Consider the following 16,811-nt stretch of genomic DNA (forward strand, 5'->3'; position numbering starts at 1 on the left):
GTGTTGGGCCGGACGGACGGTGGCCGGCTGCCACCGTCCGTCCGGATTGCTCAGCTGGCCGGCTCCGTCAACGGCGTCGTCTGTCCAGTTGCGCTCGTGCGGCGTCCCGGACGACCTCGTCCGGTTCGTCGGCGATCCAGGTCAGTGCCCGCTCCGCCTCGGCGCCCGGGATGGCACCGAGCGCCCAGATCGCCTTGGTGGCCAGCGGACGCGCCTCGTTCCAGTCGAGGTAGGCCGGCGCCCAGATGGCGGCATGGTGCAGGGCGTCGACCGCCTCGGGCGCTCTCAGGTCACTGAGCATGGCGACGACGTTCTCGTGCTGCTTGTGCCAGTCCTCCGGCACCAGGGCCACCAGGTAGGGCAGGTGCTGCGGCACGGTGCCGAAGGTGCCGCTGACGATCAGGGCGGCCTCCAGGTCGGCGGGTGACTTCTCGGCGATCGCCTCGCTCAGGAGGCGGAGGCTCAGGCCCACGCCGTCGGTCGTGCCGAAGTGCCGGAGGACGTCCTCCTCCGACCCCGCGGCGCCCCGGCCGGGGACCACGACGAGCGAGAAGATCACATCACGGTCCTGCGGCGTCATCGCAACCTCTCGTAGTCGACCAGGTTCTTGTTGAAGATCCCCAACGCATCTTCCCGGCCGAGTCCGATGTTGATGTGATTCGCGCCTTCCCCCTTGAAGTACGCGTGTTTCTTCCACCAGCCCCCGAACTTCTCCGGGGCCGGCATCTTCGGGTACGCCCGGCGCGTCGCCTCCGAGTCGTCGCGGATGCCGATGGCCTCCAGCTGGGCAGTGGTGCCCTTCTTGACGATCAGCTTGACCAGCACCCCGTCGTACTTCCGCGAGTATGCCTCGGTCGGTGAGATGAACGTTTCCGAGGTGGCGGAAACGCGACCGTTGGGCCGATCGAGGATGTCCCAGTGTTCATCGGACATCGCACGGTAGTAGATCTCGACATCGTCGTCGTCGTACTTGACCTTGCACTTCTTCGGCGGATCGGTAGCGGCAGCCGACCGTTTCGCGGCTGCGGCTGTGGCCGCGACCTCGACGAGGTCGCCGGCGATCTCCTTGATCAGGCCCTTCTTGCAGTCGCCGAGCTTCTTCTCGACGTTGCGGATGATCTTGCGAGCCTTCTTGACCGCGTCCCAGAAGCCCTTGATCGCCTTGGTGGTCTTGTAGAGCAGCTTCAGCGCCTTGAACGCCTTGATCGGACCGAGCTGCTCGGCCACCAGGATCAGGCAGGACAGCACCTTGCCGCCGAAGCACGCCCGGATGTCGTCGACGTTGAAGAAGTCGCCGATCAGCTGCGGGCCGTACTGCGTCAGGAACTGCGACACGTCGCCGCGGGAGGCGGCGACGAACGGCTCGATCGACGCGAACTGCGCCGCCGTCAGATAGTCCTTGGCGTCGGCCAGCATCGCCGGCGACCACCCACCGAAGGCCTGGTCCAGGTCGGCGTTCTCCGACGCCCGGATCTCGGCCTCCAGACGGTCGGCCTCGGCCTGCGCCTCGTCCGCGTACTGGTTCGCCAGCTCCGCGTATTTCGCCGATTCCGTGGCGAAGGCCGCGGCGTCCTTGGCGGACTGGTCGGCGACGTTGGCGTGCTCCTGAGCCTCGGTCGCGAACCGCTGGGCGTCGTCGGCGTCCTTCAACGCCTGGTCGGCCCGGTTGCGTGCGTCGGTGCTGAGCCGCTCGGCCTGGTCGGCGTTGAGGCCGGCGATCCGCGCGTCCTCGTACGCCCGGTTGGACGCCGAACGCGCGTCCTGGGCATCCCGCCGGGCCTGCGCATCGGCGTTGCGGGCGCTGGCCGCCGACTCGCGCGCCAACCGTGCTGATTCCTTGGCCCGCAGCGACGCCCGCTTGGCGCGCGCATTGTCCCGGGCCGCTTCGGCGGCCGACTTCGCGGCATCGGCAGCCGCCTGGTACGCCTCTTTCATGTCGAGCTGCGCTGCCTCGGCCGCCAGGCGTGCGCTGTCCGCGGCGGACTGCGCCTCGACGGCACGCGCCTCAGCGGCCCGGGCCTGCTCCTCGCTGATCTGGACCGCCATGTTCGCCACCTGGGTGGCGAACACCGCGCTGATGTCGGTCGCGGTGAACGGGGCCAGCAGCTCGACCGCGTTCGACGCCGGGATCAGCGCAGCGGTCGCCGAAGCCCGGGCCGCATTGGCCGACCGCAGCGCGTTCTCCGACTGCACCGTCGCCGACGCCGCCTCGTTGGTCGCGGCGATCGCTTCGTCCCGCGTACGGTCCGCTGCCCACAGGCTCTTCACGGCCGCGGTGGCGGAACCCTGCGCGGCCCGGTCGGCGGCCTTGGCCGCCTTGGCCGCCTTGACCTCCTGCACCGTCGCCGCGGCCGCTTCCCGCTCGGCGGCGCGCGCCGCCTTCCGGGCCTTCGCGGCCTCGGCCTCGGCGCCACTGGCCGCCCGGTCGGACGCGGCAGCGGCGGCGGCGGCCTTGCTCGCCGCCTCCCGGGCGCGGTCGGCCGCACGCTCCGTCTCGATGGCTGCGGCGTCGGCCTTCGACGCGGCCGCGGTGGCCCCGTCCGCGTTGGCCTTGGCCGAGTCCGCGTTGCGCTGCGCGGCGTCGGCCGCCTGCCGCGCCTCCGCAGCCGCGGCTTCGGCGTCCCGCTTGTCCTGACCGGTCAGGTTGGCCTTCGCCGCCAGCTCGGCCGCTTCGGCCTGCTTCCTGGCCAGATCGCGTTCCTCGGCCGCGTCTCGGGCCTGCTCACGGAGCCGGCGGGCGCTCTCCTCGCGAGCCGCCGCATTGTCCCGCGCGGTCCGCGCCTTGCCTTCCGCCGCCTCCGCGCGCTTCCGCTCACCGGCGGCGTTGTTCCGGTCCACCTCGGCCAGGCCGCGGAGCCGGTTGGCCTCGTCGGCCTGCGCCTTCGCGGTGGCATGGGACCGCTCGGCGTTGGCCCGCTCCGCCTCGGCGATCTCACGCTGGTCGGCAGCGATGTCGGCCTGCCGGATCGCCTCGTCGCGGTGCGCCCGCGCCTTGGCCGCGTGGTCCCACGCCGCCGCCGTCTGCACGGCGGTCGCCTGCCGGTGCGCCTCGGCCCGCTGGGCGGCCTTGTCAGCCGCGTCGGCCTGCTTCTTGGCCACCGCGGCCAGCTTCGCGGCCGCCTCCTTGTGCTGGATCGCCTGCAGCTTCCAGCGGCGGGCCTGCTCGGCGCGCCGGGTCGCCTCGTCGGCGCTGCCGATGGCCTTGTGGGTGGCGATCGTGGCGTCGATCGCGTGCACCGCGGTCTGGGTCGCCTGGTACGCGGCCTCGGCGGACAGCGACAAGCCCTCCGCCATGTCGGCCCACTCCGCGCCGTACGGCAGCTTCGCCTCATTGACCAGCACGTCAGCCGCCGCCTGAGCGACGGCTGCCGCGTTGCGGGCCTCCGTGGCGAAGTTACGGGCATCCGTCAGGTTGACCGCGGCGGCCGCCTTGACCGCTTCCAGGTCGCGCAGCGGCCCCCTGGCCTGGAGGATCTGCGCCGCCCGCCGGCCGTTGATCGAACCGCTGGTCATCGCGTTCGCCGACTGCTGCAGCGCCTTGACGCCCGCGCCGTGCGCCTGGATCAGCCGGACCCGGGCGTCGTTCGCCTTGCGGGAACGGACAGCCAGGTCGGCGGCTTCCTCGATGGCCTTCAGCTCCGCCTCGCGGCTGGCGACCAGATCCTCGCGCAGCTCCGCGTCCAGCTGCCCGGCCTCGGCCAGCCCCCGCTCGAAGAAGTCGGTGATCGCGGCGTCCCCGCCGGCCAGCGCCTCGACCGCGGCGGTGTGCGTGTTCGGGCTCTCCGCCTCGTCGGTGGAGTCGATGATCAGCTGCACCCGGCCCCGCAGCTCGGCGGCCCGGTCTGCCTGCTGCTTGGTCAGCTCGGCGTCGCGCTCCCGGCTGATCTGCGCGCCGTAGGCCTTGAACGCCTCGCGGTCACGCGGCTTGGCCGCCGGCGCGAGGACGCGTTCGACCTCGGCGTTGAAGGTCGGCCCGCCGGTACCCCGCAGGGCCCGGATCTCGGTGATCAGCGCCTGGTCGGCTTTCTGCCGGCGCTGCTCGGCCTTCTTGACCGCTTGGGTGTAACCGCCGTTGGGGGCCAGGAACGCCACGATCGCGGCGTCCCCGGCGGACAGGGCCGCGGCTGCCGCCTCCCGGACCTCCGGGTCGGCGTGCGCTTCGGCATACCAGCACATCAACTGGTACGTGACATCGTCCGTGTTGCCCGTGCGCGCGGTCCTCGGCGCGAAGGTCGGGTACTTGAACAGGTCGTTGAGCGACTCCCCGGCAGGCTTGCCCGCGGCCGGCGCGGGCGCCGGAGGTGGTGAGGTCGGTGCGGCGACGGCGCCTTCGGCGCCCAGACCCGCCAGCACGGCCACCGCGGTTGCGGTCACCGTGAGGCGGCGCAGAGTTCTCCTCAGCAAAGCGGCTCCACTCCGTCATACCCGGACCCCCGTATGGTCCGCGAACCGCTTGAACATAGGCCATCGTCTACGTCCGCGGGGGGCGCGAACCGTGCGCCCCCCGCCGGGCATCGATCGATGCCACGATGATGGTCCATCGATCCGAGTCAACGGGGGAGCAACAAAACATGATTCGCACCTGGCTGGCCGGCACCCTGGTCGCCGCCACCGCCGTCATCAGCGTGATTCCGGGTTCGCCCGGGTTCGCCGCCGATCCGGGCCTCGATCCCTGTGAGTTCACCAGCGGTTCACTGACCTCGCTGCTTCCGCCGGAGGCGCTCACCGTCCACCTGGCCGTCGCGTCCCCGTACGGCGCGGTGCGGGCCGCGGCGACGACCGCGATCAACTCGCCGCGCGGCCAGATCGCGCTGAAGGAGTTCATTCCCACCGGCTGGTGCCAGGCGACCGATCGCGCCGAGAAGGACGCGGCGATGAACGACCACATCATCGCCCGGGTGCTGGCCACCCACGCGTACGAGACGTCGCCCTGGGTGTGGAGCGCGGCGAATGCCGCCCGGACGGCCTCCGGCGCGGAGAAGGAATACTTCGTCCGCTTCGGACTGGACGAGGCGCGAGCGGCCGACCAGCGCGCGCGGGACGAGAACGGCGCGAACGCCGCGGCGCTGCGCGATTTCGATCGCGACTACGTGGCCCTGATGCGGGACACCGCGCAGGGCGAGCAGGTGCAGATCGCGGCGGCCTACGCGCTGCGGCGGGATGCCACCGACAGCGACATCGTCGACTTCTACACGTACGCGTGGTCGAGCTTCGCCAAGCTGGATCTCGAGCGATTCCAGCTCACCACGGCCGAGCAGGAGATGCGGTGGTTCGCCGCGGTGGACCGGCTGCAGAAGGCGGCGCGCGACGCGCAGACGGCCGCCGAGGGAGCCAGTGGTGAGGCGCAGAAGGCTCTGCAGCAGGAGGCAGCCGACAAGTGGGGTCAGGTGGCCGCCGGGGCCGCCCCGTCGGCGTCGGGATGGCTGACGGCCAAGCAGACCGCCGATGCGCAGGCGCGGCAGTGGTCGGCCATCTACCAGCTCGCGCTGCGGCAGACCGGTCCGAACTGGAAGGCCATGAGCAAGCCGGCCCGCAACAACCGCGACGCGTGGGAGCGGGACAGCCGCAACGCCCGTGACCGGGCGGCGTACTGGGAGCAGGTGGTCGAGGACGCTCGCGCCGCCGAGGAGGACATCCGGCCCGCCGGCTGATCTCAGCAGCGACGAAAGGCCGGGTCACCGCGAGGTGACCCGGCCTTCTTCGTGCGCTACCCGTCAGCGGGCGATGCGGGTGTTCGCCATCCGCCAGGCGCCCTTGGCCGAGGTCCACGGCTGGACCGCCGGGTCGAAGCCACCGGACTTCGCACGGACCGTCCAGACCGAGGCCTTCGCGGTGTCGTCGCGCCGCATCAGGACCAGGTCGACCCGGGCGTCACCGTTGACGTCGGTGGCGACCGGCGACAGCGCGTCGAACGTCCACGCCGCCGGCGAGGCCCACTTCTCGGCGAAGCTGACCGTGCCGGAAGCGATGTTGTCGAACAGCCACGCGCCCGCGGTGGTGGCCGTCTTCTTGCGGATGATGACGACCTCCGCCTTGTTGTCGCGGTCGAAGTCGCCGATCACCGGCGTGCCGGCCTCGGCCAGCTTCACCCCGGTGTTCGACCAGCGTTCCACCGGTGCGGCGAACCCGCTGTCGCCGCCCACGGCGAGCCACATCTGCGCGCCCTTGGTCGCGTGCTGGACGAACGTCACCAGGTCACCCTTGCGGTCGCCGGTGACATCGCCGGCCACCACCCGGCCGGCGACGAGTGCGGCGGGCACGGTGGCGACCTGCTGCCGGAACGTGCCGTCGGCGTTGGCGAACAGCGTCAGCAGAATCGGCTGCTTGGCCGCGTTGGTGCCGTAGACCGCGATGTCGGAGCGCCCGTCGGCGTTGAGGTCGGTGGCGACCGGCGCCTGCAGGGTGTAGCCCGTGGTCGCGGTGGCCGGCAACACGGTCCAGGCCGTACGGGGTGCGCCGGTGAACGCGTCGACGTTGCCGAACACCTCGAGCCGGTAGCTGAAGTTCCCCACCTTGTAGAGCGCCGCGGCGTCCCGCCCGGCCTTGCCGTCGAACTCACCGCTGATCGGCTGCGCGTTCGCAGTGCGCCAACCGGCCGGCGCACTCCACACCCGGCGGACGGTGCCCGCCTTGCGGCCGGCCTGGCCGAAGACCCACACCGTCGAGGCCGCGGTGCCGTTGTCGTAGAACGCCGCGAAGTCGCTCGCGTCCGGCGGCAGCCGGTCGTAGGTCTGCTCGAAGGTGACCAGCGGGCCCAGCTTGCCGGTCGCGAGCGCCGCGTTGGCGGCCACGGCACGGTTCTTGTACGCCAGCTTCTCGGCCTCGTCGCGGATCTTGGTCACGACCGCGCGGGTGGCCTCGTACCGCTCGACCCGGCGGCGCTCCTCGTCGCGGAGTGCCACGTCATGGATGCCCTGGTTGACGAACTCCCGCCACTGGGCCGGCCCCTCGTCGAACAGCACGATGGCGATCTCGGTCGCGGTCAGCTTGTAGAACGGGTCGCCCGCGATCCTGGTGTAGAGGCGGTCGAGGAAGACGCTGTCGCTCACCAGGTACCACGACTCGTCCTCGTCGCCCGGACGCCCGAAGGAGACGCCGACCGCGATGCCCGCGTGCTTGCGCTTCGCGCGGCGCTCGGCCTCGGCCTTGGCCTCCAGGTCGCCCGCGTAGATGTCGGCCAGGTGGTCGGCCTGGTCGGGGTAGAAGTAGCTGGCACCGAACGCGGTCAGGAACTCGACCCGTGCGTCCGGCGTGGCCGTCACCGCGGTGGCCGCCGCGGCGATCGACCGGGTCGCCCACGGCTTGGTGGCCCGCAGGTGCTCCCAGATGGAGAAGGCGAAGTTGCGGTCACCGGAGCCGACGGCCGACGCGTCCGGGAACGTGTAGTCCACCATGTCGGCGACCGCCTGGCGCCGGTAGCGAGCCTCGAAGGCCGCCTTCCGGTCGGTGGTCTCCTGCTTGAGGTCGCGGTCGGCGGCGGCGTAGATGTTCGTCCGGATGAACGTGGTGCAGGCGTCGCACCGCTGCGTCTCCACGTCGTACGTACCGATCGCCAGCTCCGCGCCGGCGCGTACCTCGGAGTCGAAGATCGCACGGCGCCACAGCTCGACGGTGAACTGGTAGTCGCCCTTGGCGTATTCCTCCCAGGACGATGCCGGGATGCCAACGACCAGGCCGGCCTGCTCCTTCTCCAGGATCGTGGCCTCCGGCGGCGGCGGGAGCTCCTCGGGATCGCTGGGAAACTCGTCGTCCGGCGGATCGTCCAATGTGGCGGTCGTGCCGGTGCCGAGCCGTTCGGGCGGCGCCGCGCCGAAGGCCGCAACCGGTGCGGCCAAGAGAATCGTCGCCGCGGTGCCCGCGGCGATGATGAGACGTACCCCCATGTTCACCCTTTCCCGTCATCGAGCCCGGCCCATTCACGATCGTGAGTGCCGGGCCGTTCGGATTCTGCCCGACGCGGGCCGCGAGCGATGCCCCGTGAACCGAGCCGGGCTGCGGCCGATGACGGGGCCACCTGATCGCGCGACATCGACTAGTGTCCACGCGTGTAGGGGACCAGACGGGGGTCCTGAGCGTTCCGAGGACTGGAGCCACCATGCCCATACCGATGCGTACGTCCACGTAGGGATGCGGATCGCCGTGTCGACACCGGCGCCGCCGCAATAACGGATCAACAACGGCTCGACGGGTCGCGAGCACTGCGTGAAGAGCGCGGTGACCTCGCGCGATGCTGCCTGCCGTCCATGACTTGCTATCCCCAAGGAGTCTCGATGTTTTCTCGCCGCCACCGGAAAACCTGGGCGCGTACGCTCGGCGCGGTCGCTTGCGTGATCCTCACCACCAGCGCTCTGGGCGCCGGCATGCCGTCCGGTGCCGCCTCGGCCGGCCCGGACGACCGCCTGCAGGGCCTGCTCGCCAACAACCCCGGATCGGTGCAGGTCGGGCCGGGCACCGTCCGTACACCGGACGGGGCGGAGATCTCCCTGCCGACGGCGGCCGGTGCGGTGAAGGCCGCCAAGTCGGGGCCGGCCAAGGCCGCCCTGGCCGCGGCCGACCGGTGCTCGTCCGAGGACCTCTGCCTGTTCCAAAACCAGCTCTGGGAGGGCGAGAAGCTGACGCTTCCCGCCGACTGCACGCTCCGGGCACTGTGGACGTACAAGCTTTCGAACGGCCAGACGTGGGACAAGCACGTCGACAGCTACATCAACAACAACCCCAAGGCCGGGACGTGGGCCACCCTGTTCAACGTCTGGGGCGCCAAGGACCTCAACGAGATGGACTACTGGGACATCGTCGAGAGCCACCGCTCCGCGGGCCCGGACGCGCCGTCGAACGCCATCAGCGGCATGCCCTGGGCCGACCGGACCGCCGTGGCGCGCGTGTGCCAGCCGTAGTCCGGCACCCCAGATTCTTGACTGCATCCAGCACGGCCCGATACCTCGGAGGCTGACCGGGCATGTTTACCCCACGAGTTCGCAGGGCGGCGATCGTCGCTGCTCTGGCCACCTTTTCCGCGCTGATCGCCGTACCCGCCTCGGCGTACGGTCCGGAGGACCCGCCGGTCCGGCTCGCCGCGGCCGAGCCGACTCCGCAGGCCCCCAAAGCACCACCGGTCGTCCAGAAATCCGCAGTGGCGGCCGATGAGGCCGACGAGGACGGCGCCCTCGAAGAGGCGACCCCCGCGGAGAAGATCCAGGCCGCGTCCATCGTCGGCCTGGACACCGCCCAGCCGAGCAATCCGCTCGGGCTGAACGACCGGGACTTCACCTTCGAGCTCTGGCTGCTGGCCAAGGCCGGCACCGAGGTACGCGGCACGGCCCTGCTGTCGCTCAGCGACTGGGACCCGGAGGCCGAGGTCTGCGTGGCCTGCACCCTCTACATCCGCCGCGGCATCAAAGAGGCCGCCCAGCGCGACACCGACAACGAGATCCGGGACCGGCAGACCGCGCAGGCCGCGGAATCCCGCCGGCAGCAGGCCTCCGACATGGTCGAGATCGCGGTCACCCCGCGCCTGATCGCCTCGAGCGACCGTGACTTCACCATCTCCGTGTGGAACTTCCTGACCCAGGAGAAGCCGCGGTTCACCGGCACCATCGCCGCCGCCCAGGCGGCCTTCACGGGTGACGTGGCCAAGGTCGACGCCTTCCTGACCGGCGGCCTGGCCACCGCGTTCGCTGCCGACCAGCAGCGGATCATCGAGGAGGACACGGCGGAGGACGCGGCGGCGCAGGCGGAGGCGAAGCGCAGGTTCGCGCGGAAGTACGCGGCCAACGTCGTCGGCGTCAACGCCAAGGTGGACGACGAAGCGTGGATGGCCACCAGCGACGACATCTTCCTGCGGGACCTCTCCCGCAAGCTGCGGGGCGACCAGTTCTGGAAGCTGACCTACGCGACGCTCGCGGACGAGGTGCTCAACGGCACCCCCGAGTCCTGGAAGCGGATCATCAGCACCGGAATCTTCGATCTGGTCGAGAGCGACCGGTTGCGCCGTAACAAAGAGATCATGAAGGTGTACGCCGACTACGTCACCTGGGTCCGCGACGACGCCGTGGCGAGCGGTTACAAGAACGTCGCCCGCGCCGCGACGGCCGCGCTGGCCACCAATTCCATCGCCAAGCTCTGGGACTTCATCGAGAAGCGCGACGCGCTCCCCAAGGACAGCAGCGAGCTGACCCTGCTGCACGCCGTGGGCACCTCGGTCCAGATCCGGACGCGGTCCGAGATCGGCCGGTGGACCAGCAAGGACCGCCTGCTGTGGAAGTCCGCCGCCGGCGTGTGGAAGTTCGCCAACTCGCGCATCGTCTCCGGTGACTTCGACGGCGACGCCAAGCGTGACGCGCTGCTGCTGCACTGGGGACCGACCCAGGTCAACGGGTGGTTCCTCACCAACGTCGACGGCACCGTGCGCGCCCCGCTGGCGGTGTGGGTGAGCAACGCGGACAGCGCGGGCAAGAACTACGAGCTCAAGAACATGGCGGTGGGCGACTACAACGGCGACGGCCGCTCGGAGCTCGCGGTCTTCGCCAAGAACAAGGCCGGCAAGCCGGTCATCCTGCACCTCTCCAAGCCCGTCACCGGTAACTGGGCGTCCAAGGAGTTCGCGTCGACCGACGTGCTGATCGCGGGACGGCACGTGACCGGCGACGTCAACAACGACAAGCGGGAAGACATCATCAGCATCCAGCAGGACGCCACCAAGGGCCTGCAGATGTGGGTCGGGTTGTCGACCGCCACGGGCCTCGGCGCCGCGGTGGCCAAGTGGTCCGACAAGAACTTCGCCGTCTCCGCGGTCGGGAACCCGGTCGCCATCGACATGGACAACAACGGCCTGACCGAGCTGGCGCTGTTCCGCCAGGAGAAGGGCACGAAGTCCAACAACGGAGCGAGCCTGCACATCTTCTCCGGCCTGAACGGCACGGTGACCCGGGCGGAGAAGTGGCGCGCTCCCGGCGGGCTGGGCGCAACCAAAATCAAGTTCGTCGCGGAGGACCTCAACGGTGACCAGTACACCGACCTGGTCCTGCACTACGCAGTCGCCGATAACATCACGATGACCTACGCGATGTTCAACGGCGCGGCCGGCTTCAACCGCATGCGGCTCACCGCGGAGGATGGGCTGAAGATCGCGGAGCTGCGGGTCGCCGAGTCGTAGGATGACCTGATCGTCGCGCCGCCCGGGCATCCTGCAATCCGCCCGGGCGGCGCGTTGATGTGCGGGATGTGGCCGGCCCCGACTTTCCCGCCGCCTCACGGAGGAGAGCTTTCTGTTGCGCAAGCTGGTGTATTACATCGCCACCACCCTCGACGGTTTCATCGCCGGTCCGGACGGCGCTGACCCCACCGGCCCGGGCGGCTTCTGGCCCCTGCCCGCCGACTACATCCAGCACATCGTGACCCACTACCCCGAGACCCTGCCCGGCCCGGCCCGCGCCGCCCTGTCCGTCACCGCCGAAGGCACCCACTTCGACACCGTGCTGGAAGGGCGCCGCAGCTACGAGATCGGACTCGAGGCCGGGGTCACCAACGCCTTCCCGCACCTGCGCCACCTGGTCTTCTCCCGGACCCTCACCGAGAGCCCCGACCCCACCGTCGAGCTGGTCGCCACGGACCCGGCCCAGACGGTACGCGACCTCAAAAGCCAGGACGGCAAAGACATCTGGCTGCTCGGCGGCGGCGAACTGGCCGGCGCCCTGTACAGCCAGATCGACCAGCTGATCCTCAAGGTGGGCGCCCTCACCATCGGCGCCGGCATCCCGCTGTTCTCCGCCAAGGCCACCTTCGATCCGCGGGCCTGGCAACTCACGGACCACACCGTGCTCAGCAGCGGTGCGGCGTTCCTGACCTACAACCGCGCCATCGCCGCCGCCTGAGGCGCACCCTGGCATCGACCGGGTGTCCCTGACGGCCTTCCGGCCGGCGGCGATCTCCTCGAACCACAGTGACGGGTTCGCGGCCCCCGGCGTCTCGCCGAGGGCCGCCCGTCCTCGAAGCGGTTACCGCAGGCCGGGTACGTCGACGACGATCAGTTCGGTGTCGTCGGCGTGGCCCGGAATGCGTCCGTCGTTGCCGGGGAAGTTGTTGTCGTTGGCGACCAGCACCCGGTTCCCGTCCAGCGGCAGGACGGACTCGACCGACTGCAGCGGGAACGAGAAGAGTGGTCCGACGCCGTACTCACCGGGCCGCGCCGGCGTGGAAACACCGGCCGGGTCGGCGATGCGCAGCAGGTCAACGGCCGTACGGCGCGACAGGTTGCCGTCGGCGTCCGCTGCGTTCAGGTCGGTGACCACCAGGCGCTTCACCCGCGACTGCGGGCCCATCGCGTTGTCCCGCTCGATCAGCAGCAGCCGCCGCCCGTCCAGCACCGCCGCGTCACCGATCACCAGCGACGGGTCCTCGACGCGGAACGACCACGTGCGGCCGGTGTACCGGTTGGCGGGCACGTCGAACTCGTACACGACGCGGCGCCGCTGGTCCGGGTCGGTCGTCTTCGCGCCCTCCAGGATCGGATACAGGGTCCTGCCGTCGCGGCTGACCGCCATCGCCTCGAAGCCGCGGCTGGCCGGCACGGTCGGCGTCTCGCCCGGCGCCAGGTCCGGCGACTGCGGCGACTTGCTGCCGTCCGGCAGCGGAATCGGAGCCTGCAGGACCTTGCCGGTGCGGTCCGTGCGGATCAGGTACGGCCCGAACTCGTCGCCGATCCACAGGTCGCCGCGCGCGTCCCGGGCCAGCGACTCGATGTCGAAGTCGGCGCCGGTCAGCAGCCGCTCCCCGGTGTCCTGGTGGACGATCGGGAACGGCACCTTCCGGTCGGGGTCGCGGAAGCTGATGAACCCGTTCACCCGGACCCGGTGCGTGCGGTAGTCGGGCGTGATGTCGTACGCCCGCAACAGGAAGTCAGCCGAGTTGTTCTTCGCGCCGAAGCCGTTGTCCGGCATGGCGAGCAGGCGGCGGCCGGACCGGTCGCCGGCCGAAGCCGGGATCACCGCGGAGAAGCCGGGGACCGGCTGGCCGGGGAAAGGCGGCGCGATGCCGTTGACGGGCGCCGGGGGGAGTTGGGTGCCCGAGACCTGGCCGGGCTGGTACGCCGTCGCCGGCAGGATCGCCCGGCCCGTCAAGGCCGGCTGGGGCCGCAGCGCGACCGCGAACGCGTACACCCGGGTGATCTGCGTGGCGCTGCCGTTGTCATCGGAGATCAGGTAGAGCAGCCGGCGACCGCCGGGGAGCGGGCCGCCCAGCGCGGCGCCCTCGATGTTGTCGAGCAGCGGGTTCGGTTGCGGCTGCTTCGCGGTAGCGCCGGACGGCGGACAGGTCGCAACGTCGACCAGCAGCTCCTTGCCCAGCCAGGATCGCGGGTCGGTCACTGTGGCCAGCGAGGTGACACCGGAGACGTCGGGCACGCCGGTGCCGGAAACCCGGTAGACCCGTACGGTGTTGCCCACGCCGGCGACGAAGCCGCGTTCGACCGCGAGCAGCTGATCGCCGCCGAGAGCGACCAGCTCCACGAGGCCGAGAGCCGGATCGGTGCGGTAGGCGTATTGCGCGCCCGGGGTGTAACCGCCGCCCGCGCGGCCGTCGTACCGCAGGATTCGCTGCAGGCCGCGGTCCTCGGCGTCGCGGCCGTCCGCGGCGAGTGGGCCCTCCATGCCGGCGTACAACACCCGCTGGTCGGGCGTCATGGCGAGCGCCTCGAACGTCTGGTTCGCTGCCGCCTCGCCGGCCGGGGCGACCCGGAACCGGGCCGGCACCGGCAGCGCGGCGAGCTCGCGGCCATCGGAGCGGCGGAACCGCCGGATGGAAGGCTCCCGTTCCGAGGTGGCGAGCACGGTGGCCCCGCCACGCTCCGCGACGAGCCCTTCGCCGTCAAGATCGGCGCCCGTGTACGGCGTGCCGTCCGGCCGGGTGAGAACGGCGACGCCCCGGACCTTCGCGTCGACGCCGCGCGGGCCGGTGCTGAGGCGGAGGTCGTACAGCCGCGCGGGGCTGGTGCCGATGTTGTCGACCAGTGCGAGCGCGCGGGACCGGCCGGTGAGGGTCAGCGCGGACAAGCCGGCGACCTGCGTACCCGCGAACGTGGTCTTGTCCAGGGCGTCGGAGAAGCCGAGCAGTGATGCGTCCGGCGCGCAGCTCGCCCCGGCGGGCGTACGGTCGCGGTCCGGCCCGCCGGTGGTGCCGGCGGCCGGTGCCGCCGCGAGGAGGGTGACCGCAGCCGCAGCGGATGCGACTGCCCGCACACGGATGGATGTGGTGCGCACATGACCTCCAGGGTCGGTGGCTTGGTTCTGCGGACGGCTACGGGCGCGGCCCGCCGTGGCTCACCGTGCCGCCTCAGGCAGAACATCACGTGAACGGGCGGGCACCGGGGCCGGCCCCGGCCGGTCACGGGCGCATGAACTCCTGGACGGCTGCGTGATCACACTCTGCTGCCGCTCGAGCACGGTCCTCTTGACCGCCGGAAGAGGTAACGCATAGATTCCCATCATTGCTTCCGGTAGAAGTCCGAAAGTTTCGGCCTGCCTCGACTTCCTCGTCGCAAGGTGTTCCGGTGCGTCGTCTGAACGCGAAGGGCCAGCAAGGAGTGGAGTAAATGTCATCAACATTCCACCACCGGCGGGGCGCACGCCGATTTCTGGCGGCGCTCGTCACCGTCTCGCTGGGCGCCGCGACCGCTGCCGCGGGCGCGCAGCCGGCAGCGGCAGCAGCGGCCGCACCATGGCTGACCGTGTCCGATGGTTTCGCGTCCTTCGCCGTCCCGGCCGAGGACATCCAGAGCACCATGGGCAATGTGTCCTCCGTCGTCGTCGAGGGCAACTTCGGCCCGTCCTTCAACGTGGCCGAACTCGGGCTCGGACGGTCCGGCAACAGCACCGCCTGGACGTCGATGATCGGTCCGCTGCCGGCAGGGCTGTACTACTACCGCCTCCGGGGTGACGGCACCAAGATCGTCAAGGACTCCACGAACCCGGCCTCGGTAACCTCGGACCCGACCTGGAGCACCTTCCTCGTCCCGGGAGACTCTGCGCGATACCTCGCCGACGTGGCGCCGGGGCAGGGCGGAAAGATCGCGACCATCACCTATCCAGGCGGTACGGCGCAGGAGCAACGGTCAGCGACGGTGTGGACGCCGCCGGGATACGACGCCGACCGCCGGCGCCCGTATCCGATCCTGTACCTCGTTCCCGGCGAAGGCGGGGGCCACGCCGACTGGGCCGAACTGGGCCGCGCCGGACAGATCCTCGACAACCTCTCGGTGCAGCGCCGGATCGAGCCGATGGTGGTCGTGATGAGCGACGAGGACGACGTCTCGCGCTCCCGGCTCCCGCGGGCGATCGACAGGAGATACAACGTCACCGACAACCCCCGGCAACAGGCGATTGCCGGTGCGTCGGCCGGCGGCGTACGGGCGGTGCGAACCGCCTTGACCCGCCCCGGCGCCTTCGCCTATGTCGGCTCGTTCGGCGCCGTCCTCGCCGATGAGGGTCTCCGCGTGAATGCCAAGGCGGTCAACGCGAAGATCAAGCTGCTGCGGCTGTACACCGGGAACTTGACCGATCCCGCGTACAACCCCACTTACCGATTGCTGCGCAAGCTCGAGAAGGCACAGGTCAGGCACGAGTTCGACGGGGTGAACCCGGACGCCGGCCACAACTGGAAGGCGTGGCAGGAGAACCTGGCCGACTTCGCGCCGCGGCTCTTCCGCCCGGTGCCTAACCACCGCCCCAGCCCGGGCCACCTGGTGCCGCGGCACGAGTTCACGCCGCCGGCGCCCGGCACCACCCCGACACCATGGCTGACCAGGGAAGCCAACGGGGACACCTTCGTCACCGCCGAGACCGGCACCGAGTTCGCCGGTGCGCAGCGCGTCACGCTCTGGGGCAACTGGGCGCCCGGCGGAAGCTGGGTCAACGTGCCGCTCACCCGCGCCGGTGACCGGTGGCGCGTAACCGTGGGACCGCTCAAGCCCTGGTTCTACTACTACAAGTTCATCGTCGACCTGGCGTCGAAGAAGGACACGTCGAACCCGACGAGCATCACCACGGAACCGACGTGGAGCACATTCCTCGTCCCCGGAAAGCGGTCGCGTCTGCTCGCCGACGTCCCCGCCGGGAAGGGCGGTGCCGTGAACCGGCTCACCTACCAGAGCACGGTGGCCGGAGAGGAACGCTCGGCGTACGTGTGGACACCGCCCGGCTACGACCCCGCGCGGCCGACGCCGTATCCGGTCTTCTACCTCCAGCACGGCGGTGGCCAGAACTACACCGACTGGCTGGAGATGGGACGAGCCAAGCAGATCCTCGACAACGAATTCCGGGACGGCTCCCTCGTGCCGATGGTCGTCGTGATGGGCAACGGCAACGTCTCCAACTTCCCGAAGGAACTCCTCGAGAACATCGTGCCGGCGGCGCGGGCCGGCTACCACATCTCCGACGAGCCGGCGCAGCAAGCACTCGCCGGCCTGTCGATGGGCGGGTTCCAGACGTTCGACGTCCTCAAGAACCACCCGGGCGAGTTCGCCTACATCGGGGCGTTCTCCGCGGGCATCAGCTTCTCCACCGAAGCCGACCCGACGGGATACGACCCGGCGGCGATCAACAGCGGGACGAAGCTGCTGCGCATATACACCGGTAACCGGACTGACTTCACCTACCAGATCACGCTGGCCTCGATGGCGGCCTTCGACCGGGTCGGCATCGAATACGAGTTCGCCGGAGTCACTCCGGGCCCGCACGGCTGGGACACGTGGCAGAAGAACCTGATCGACTTCGCGCCGCGGCTGTTTCGATCCGCTCGCGCTTGACGCGGCTCGTACCGGA

9 protein-coding genes are annotated in these 16,811 nt (G+C 70.5%); 5 read left to right on the forward strand and 4 right to left on the reverse strand.

Features of this window, described 5'->3' with window-relative positions; genetic code table 11:
* Positions 1-67: 67 nt before the first annotated feature.
* Complete coding sequence (locus Aau02nite_RS30425; RefSeq protein WP_212992037.1) at positions 68-580, reverse strand: hypothetical protein; 513 nt, start codon at positions 578-580, stop codon at positions 68-70.
* The gene (locus tag Aau02nite_RS30430; protein WP_212992038.1) at positions 577-4,404 is read right to left on the reverse strand and encodes a coiled-coil domain-containing protein; all 3,828 of its coding nucleotides are present in this window, start codon (positions 4,402-4,404) and stop codon (positions 577-579) included. The genes Aau02nite_RS30425 and Aau02nite_RS30430 overlap by 4 nt, the downstream gene beginning before the upstream one ends.
* A gap of 167 nt (positions 4,405-4,571) precedes the next feature.
* Between Aau02nite_RS30430 and Aau02nite_RS30435 the strand changes: the two genes are divergently transcribed.
* Positions 4,572-5,651: a hypothetical protein gene (locus Aau02nite_RS30435; protein ID WP_212992039.1), complete on the forward strand. Its 1,080-nt coding sequence runs from the start codon at positions 4,572-4,574 to the stop codon at positions 5,649-5,651.
* A 63-nt stretch (positions 5,652-5,714) separates the two neighbouring features.
* Here the strand turns inward: Aau02nite_RS30435 and Aau02nite_RS30440 are convergent, their stop codons facing one another.
* Positions 5,715-7,883, reverse strand: coding sequence for an FG-GAP repeat domain-containing protein (locus Aau02nite_RS30440; RefSeq protein WP_212992040.1), 2,169 nt, complete (start codon positions 7,881-7,883; stop codon positions 5,715-5,717).
* 387 nt (positions 7,884-8,270) lie between these two features.
* Here Aau02nite_RS30440 and Aau02nite_RS30445 point away from each other — a divergent pair, with 387 nt between their 5' ends.
* From Aau02nite_RS30445 to Aau02nite_RS30455, 3 genes are all read left to right on the forward strand, one after another.
* Positions 8,271-8,894 carry a peptidase inhibitor family I36 protein gene (locus tag Aau02nite_RS30445; protein WP_212992041.1) on the forward strand — a complete coding sequence of 208 codons (624 nt, stop codon included), beginning with the start codon at positions 8,271-8,273 and terminating at the stop codon, positions 8,892-8,894.
* Positions 8,895-8,956: 62 nt separating this feature from the next.
* Positions 8,957-11,152, forward strand: coding sequence for an FG-GAP repeat domain-containing protein (locus Aau02nite_RS30450; RefSeq protein WP_212992042.1), 2,196 nt, complete (start codon positions 8,957-8,959; stop codon positions 11,150-11,152).
* Between the two features lie 115 nt (positions 11,153-11,267).
* Positions 11,268-11,870: a dihydrofolate reductase family protein gene (locus Aau02nite_RS30455; protein WP_212992043.1), complete on the forward strand. Its 603-nt coding sequence runs from the start codon at positions 11,268-11,270 to the stop codon at positions 11,868-11,870.
* A gap of 123 nt (positions 11,871-11,993) precedes the next feature.
* Here the strand turns inward: Aau02nite_RS30455 and Aau02nite_RS30460 are convergent, their stop codons facing one another.
* A complete protein-coding gene (locus Aau02nite_RS30460; protein ID WP_246595563.1) occupies positions 11,994-14,252 on the reverse strand; it encodes an esterase-like activity of phytase family protein in 2,259 nt (752 codons plus the stop codon).
* Between the two features lie 332 nt (positions 14,253-14,584).
* Between Aau02nite_RS30460 and Aau02nite_RS30465 the strand changes: the two genes are divergently transcribed.
* Positions 14,585-16,795 carry an alpha/beta hydrolase-fold protein gene (locus Aau02nite_RS30465; protein ID WP_212992044.1) on the forward strand — a complete coding sequence of 737 codons (2,211 nt, stop codon included), beginning with the start codon at positions 14,585-14,587 and terminating at the stop codon, positions 16,793-16,795.
* Positions 16,796-16,811 lie beyond the last annotated feature (16 nt).

The sequence above is a fragment of the Actinoplanes auranticolor genome (assembly GCF_018332655.1).
Lineage (GTDB): Bacteria > Actinomycetota > Actinomycetes > Mycobacteriales > Micromonosporaceae > Actinoplanes > Actinoplanes auranticolor.

Coding starts and splice junctions, on each gene's coding strand:
- Aau02nite_RS30445 (WP_212992041.1), top strand. CDS start 8,271: ATGTTTTCTCGCCGCCACCGGAAAACCTGGGCGCGTACGCTCGGCGCG.
- Aau02nite_RS30465 (WP_212992044.1), top strand. CDS start 14,585: ATGTCATCAACATTCCACCACCGGCGGGGCGCACGCCGATTTCTGGCG.
- Aau02nite_RS30450 (WP_212992042.1), top strand. CDS start 8,957: ATGTTTACCCCACGAGTTCGCAGGGCGGCGATCGTCGCTGCTCTGGCC.
- Aau02nite_RS30440 (WP_212992040.1), bottom strand. CDS start 7,883: ATGGGGGTACGTCTCATCATCGCCGCGGGCACCGCGGCGACGATTCTC.
- Aau02nite_RS30435 (WP_212992039.1), top strand. CDS start 4,572: ATGATTCGCACCTGGCTGGCCGGCACCCTGGTCGCCGCCACCGCCGTC.
- Aau02nite_RS30425 (WP_212992037.1), bottom strand. CDS start 580: ATGACGCCGCAGGACCGTGATGTGATCTTCTCGCTCGTCGTGGTCCCC.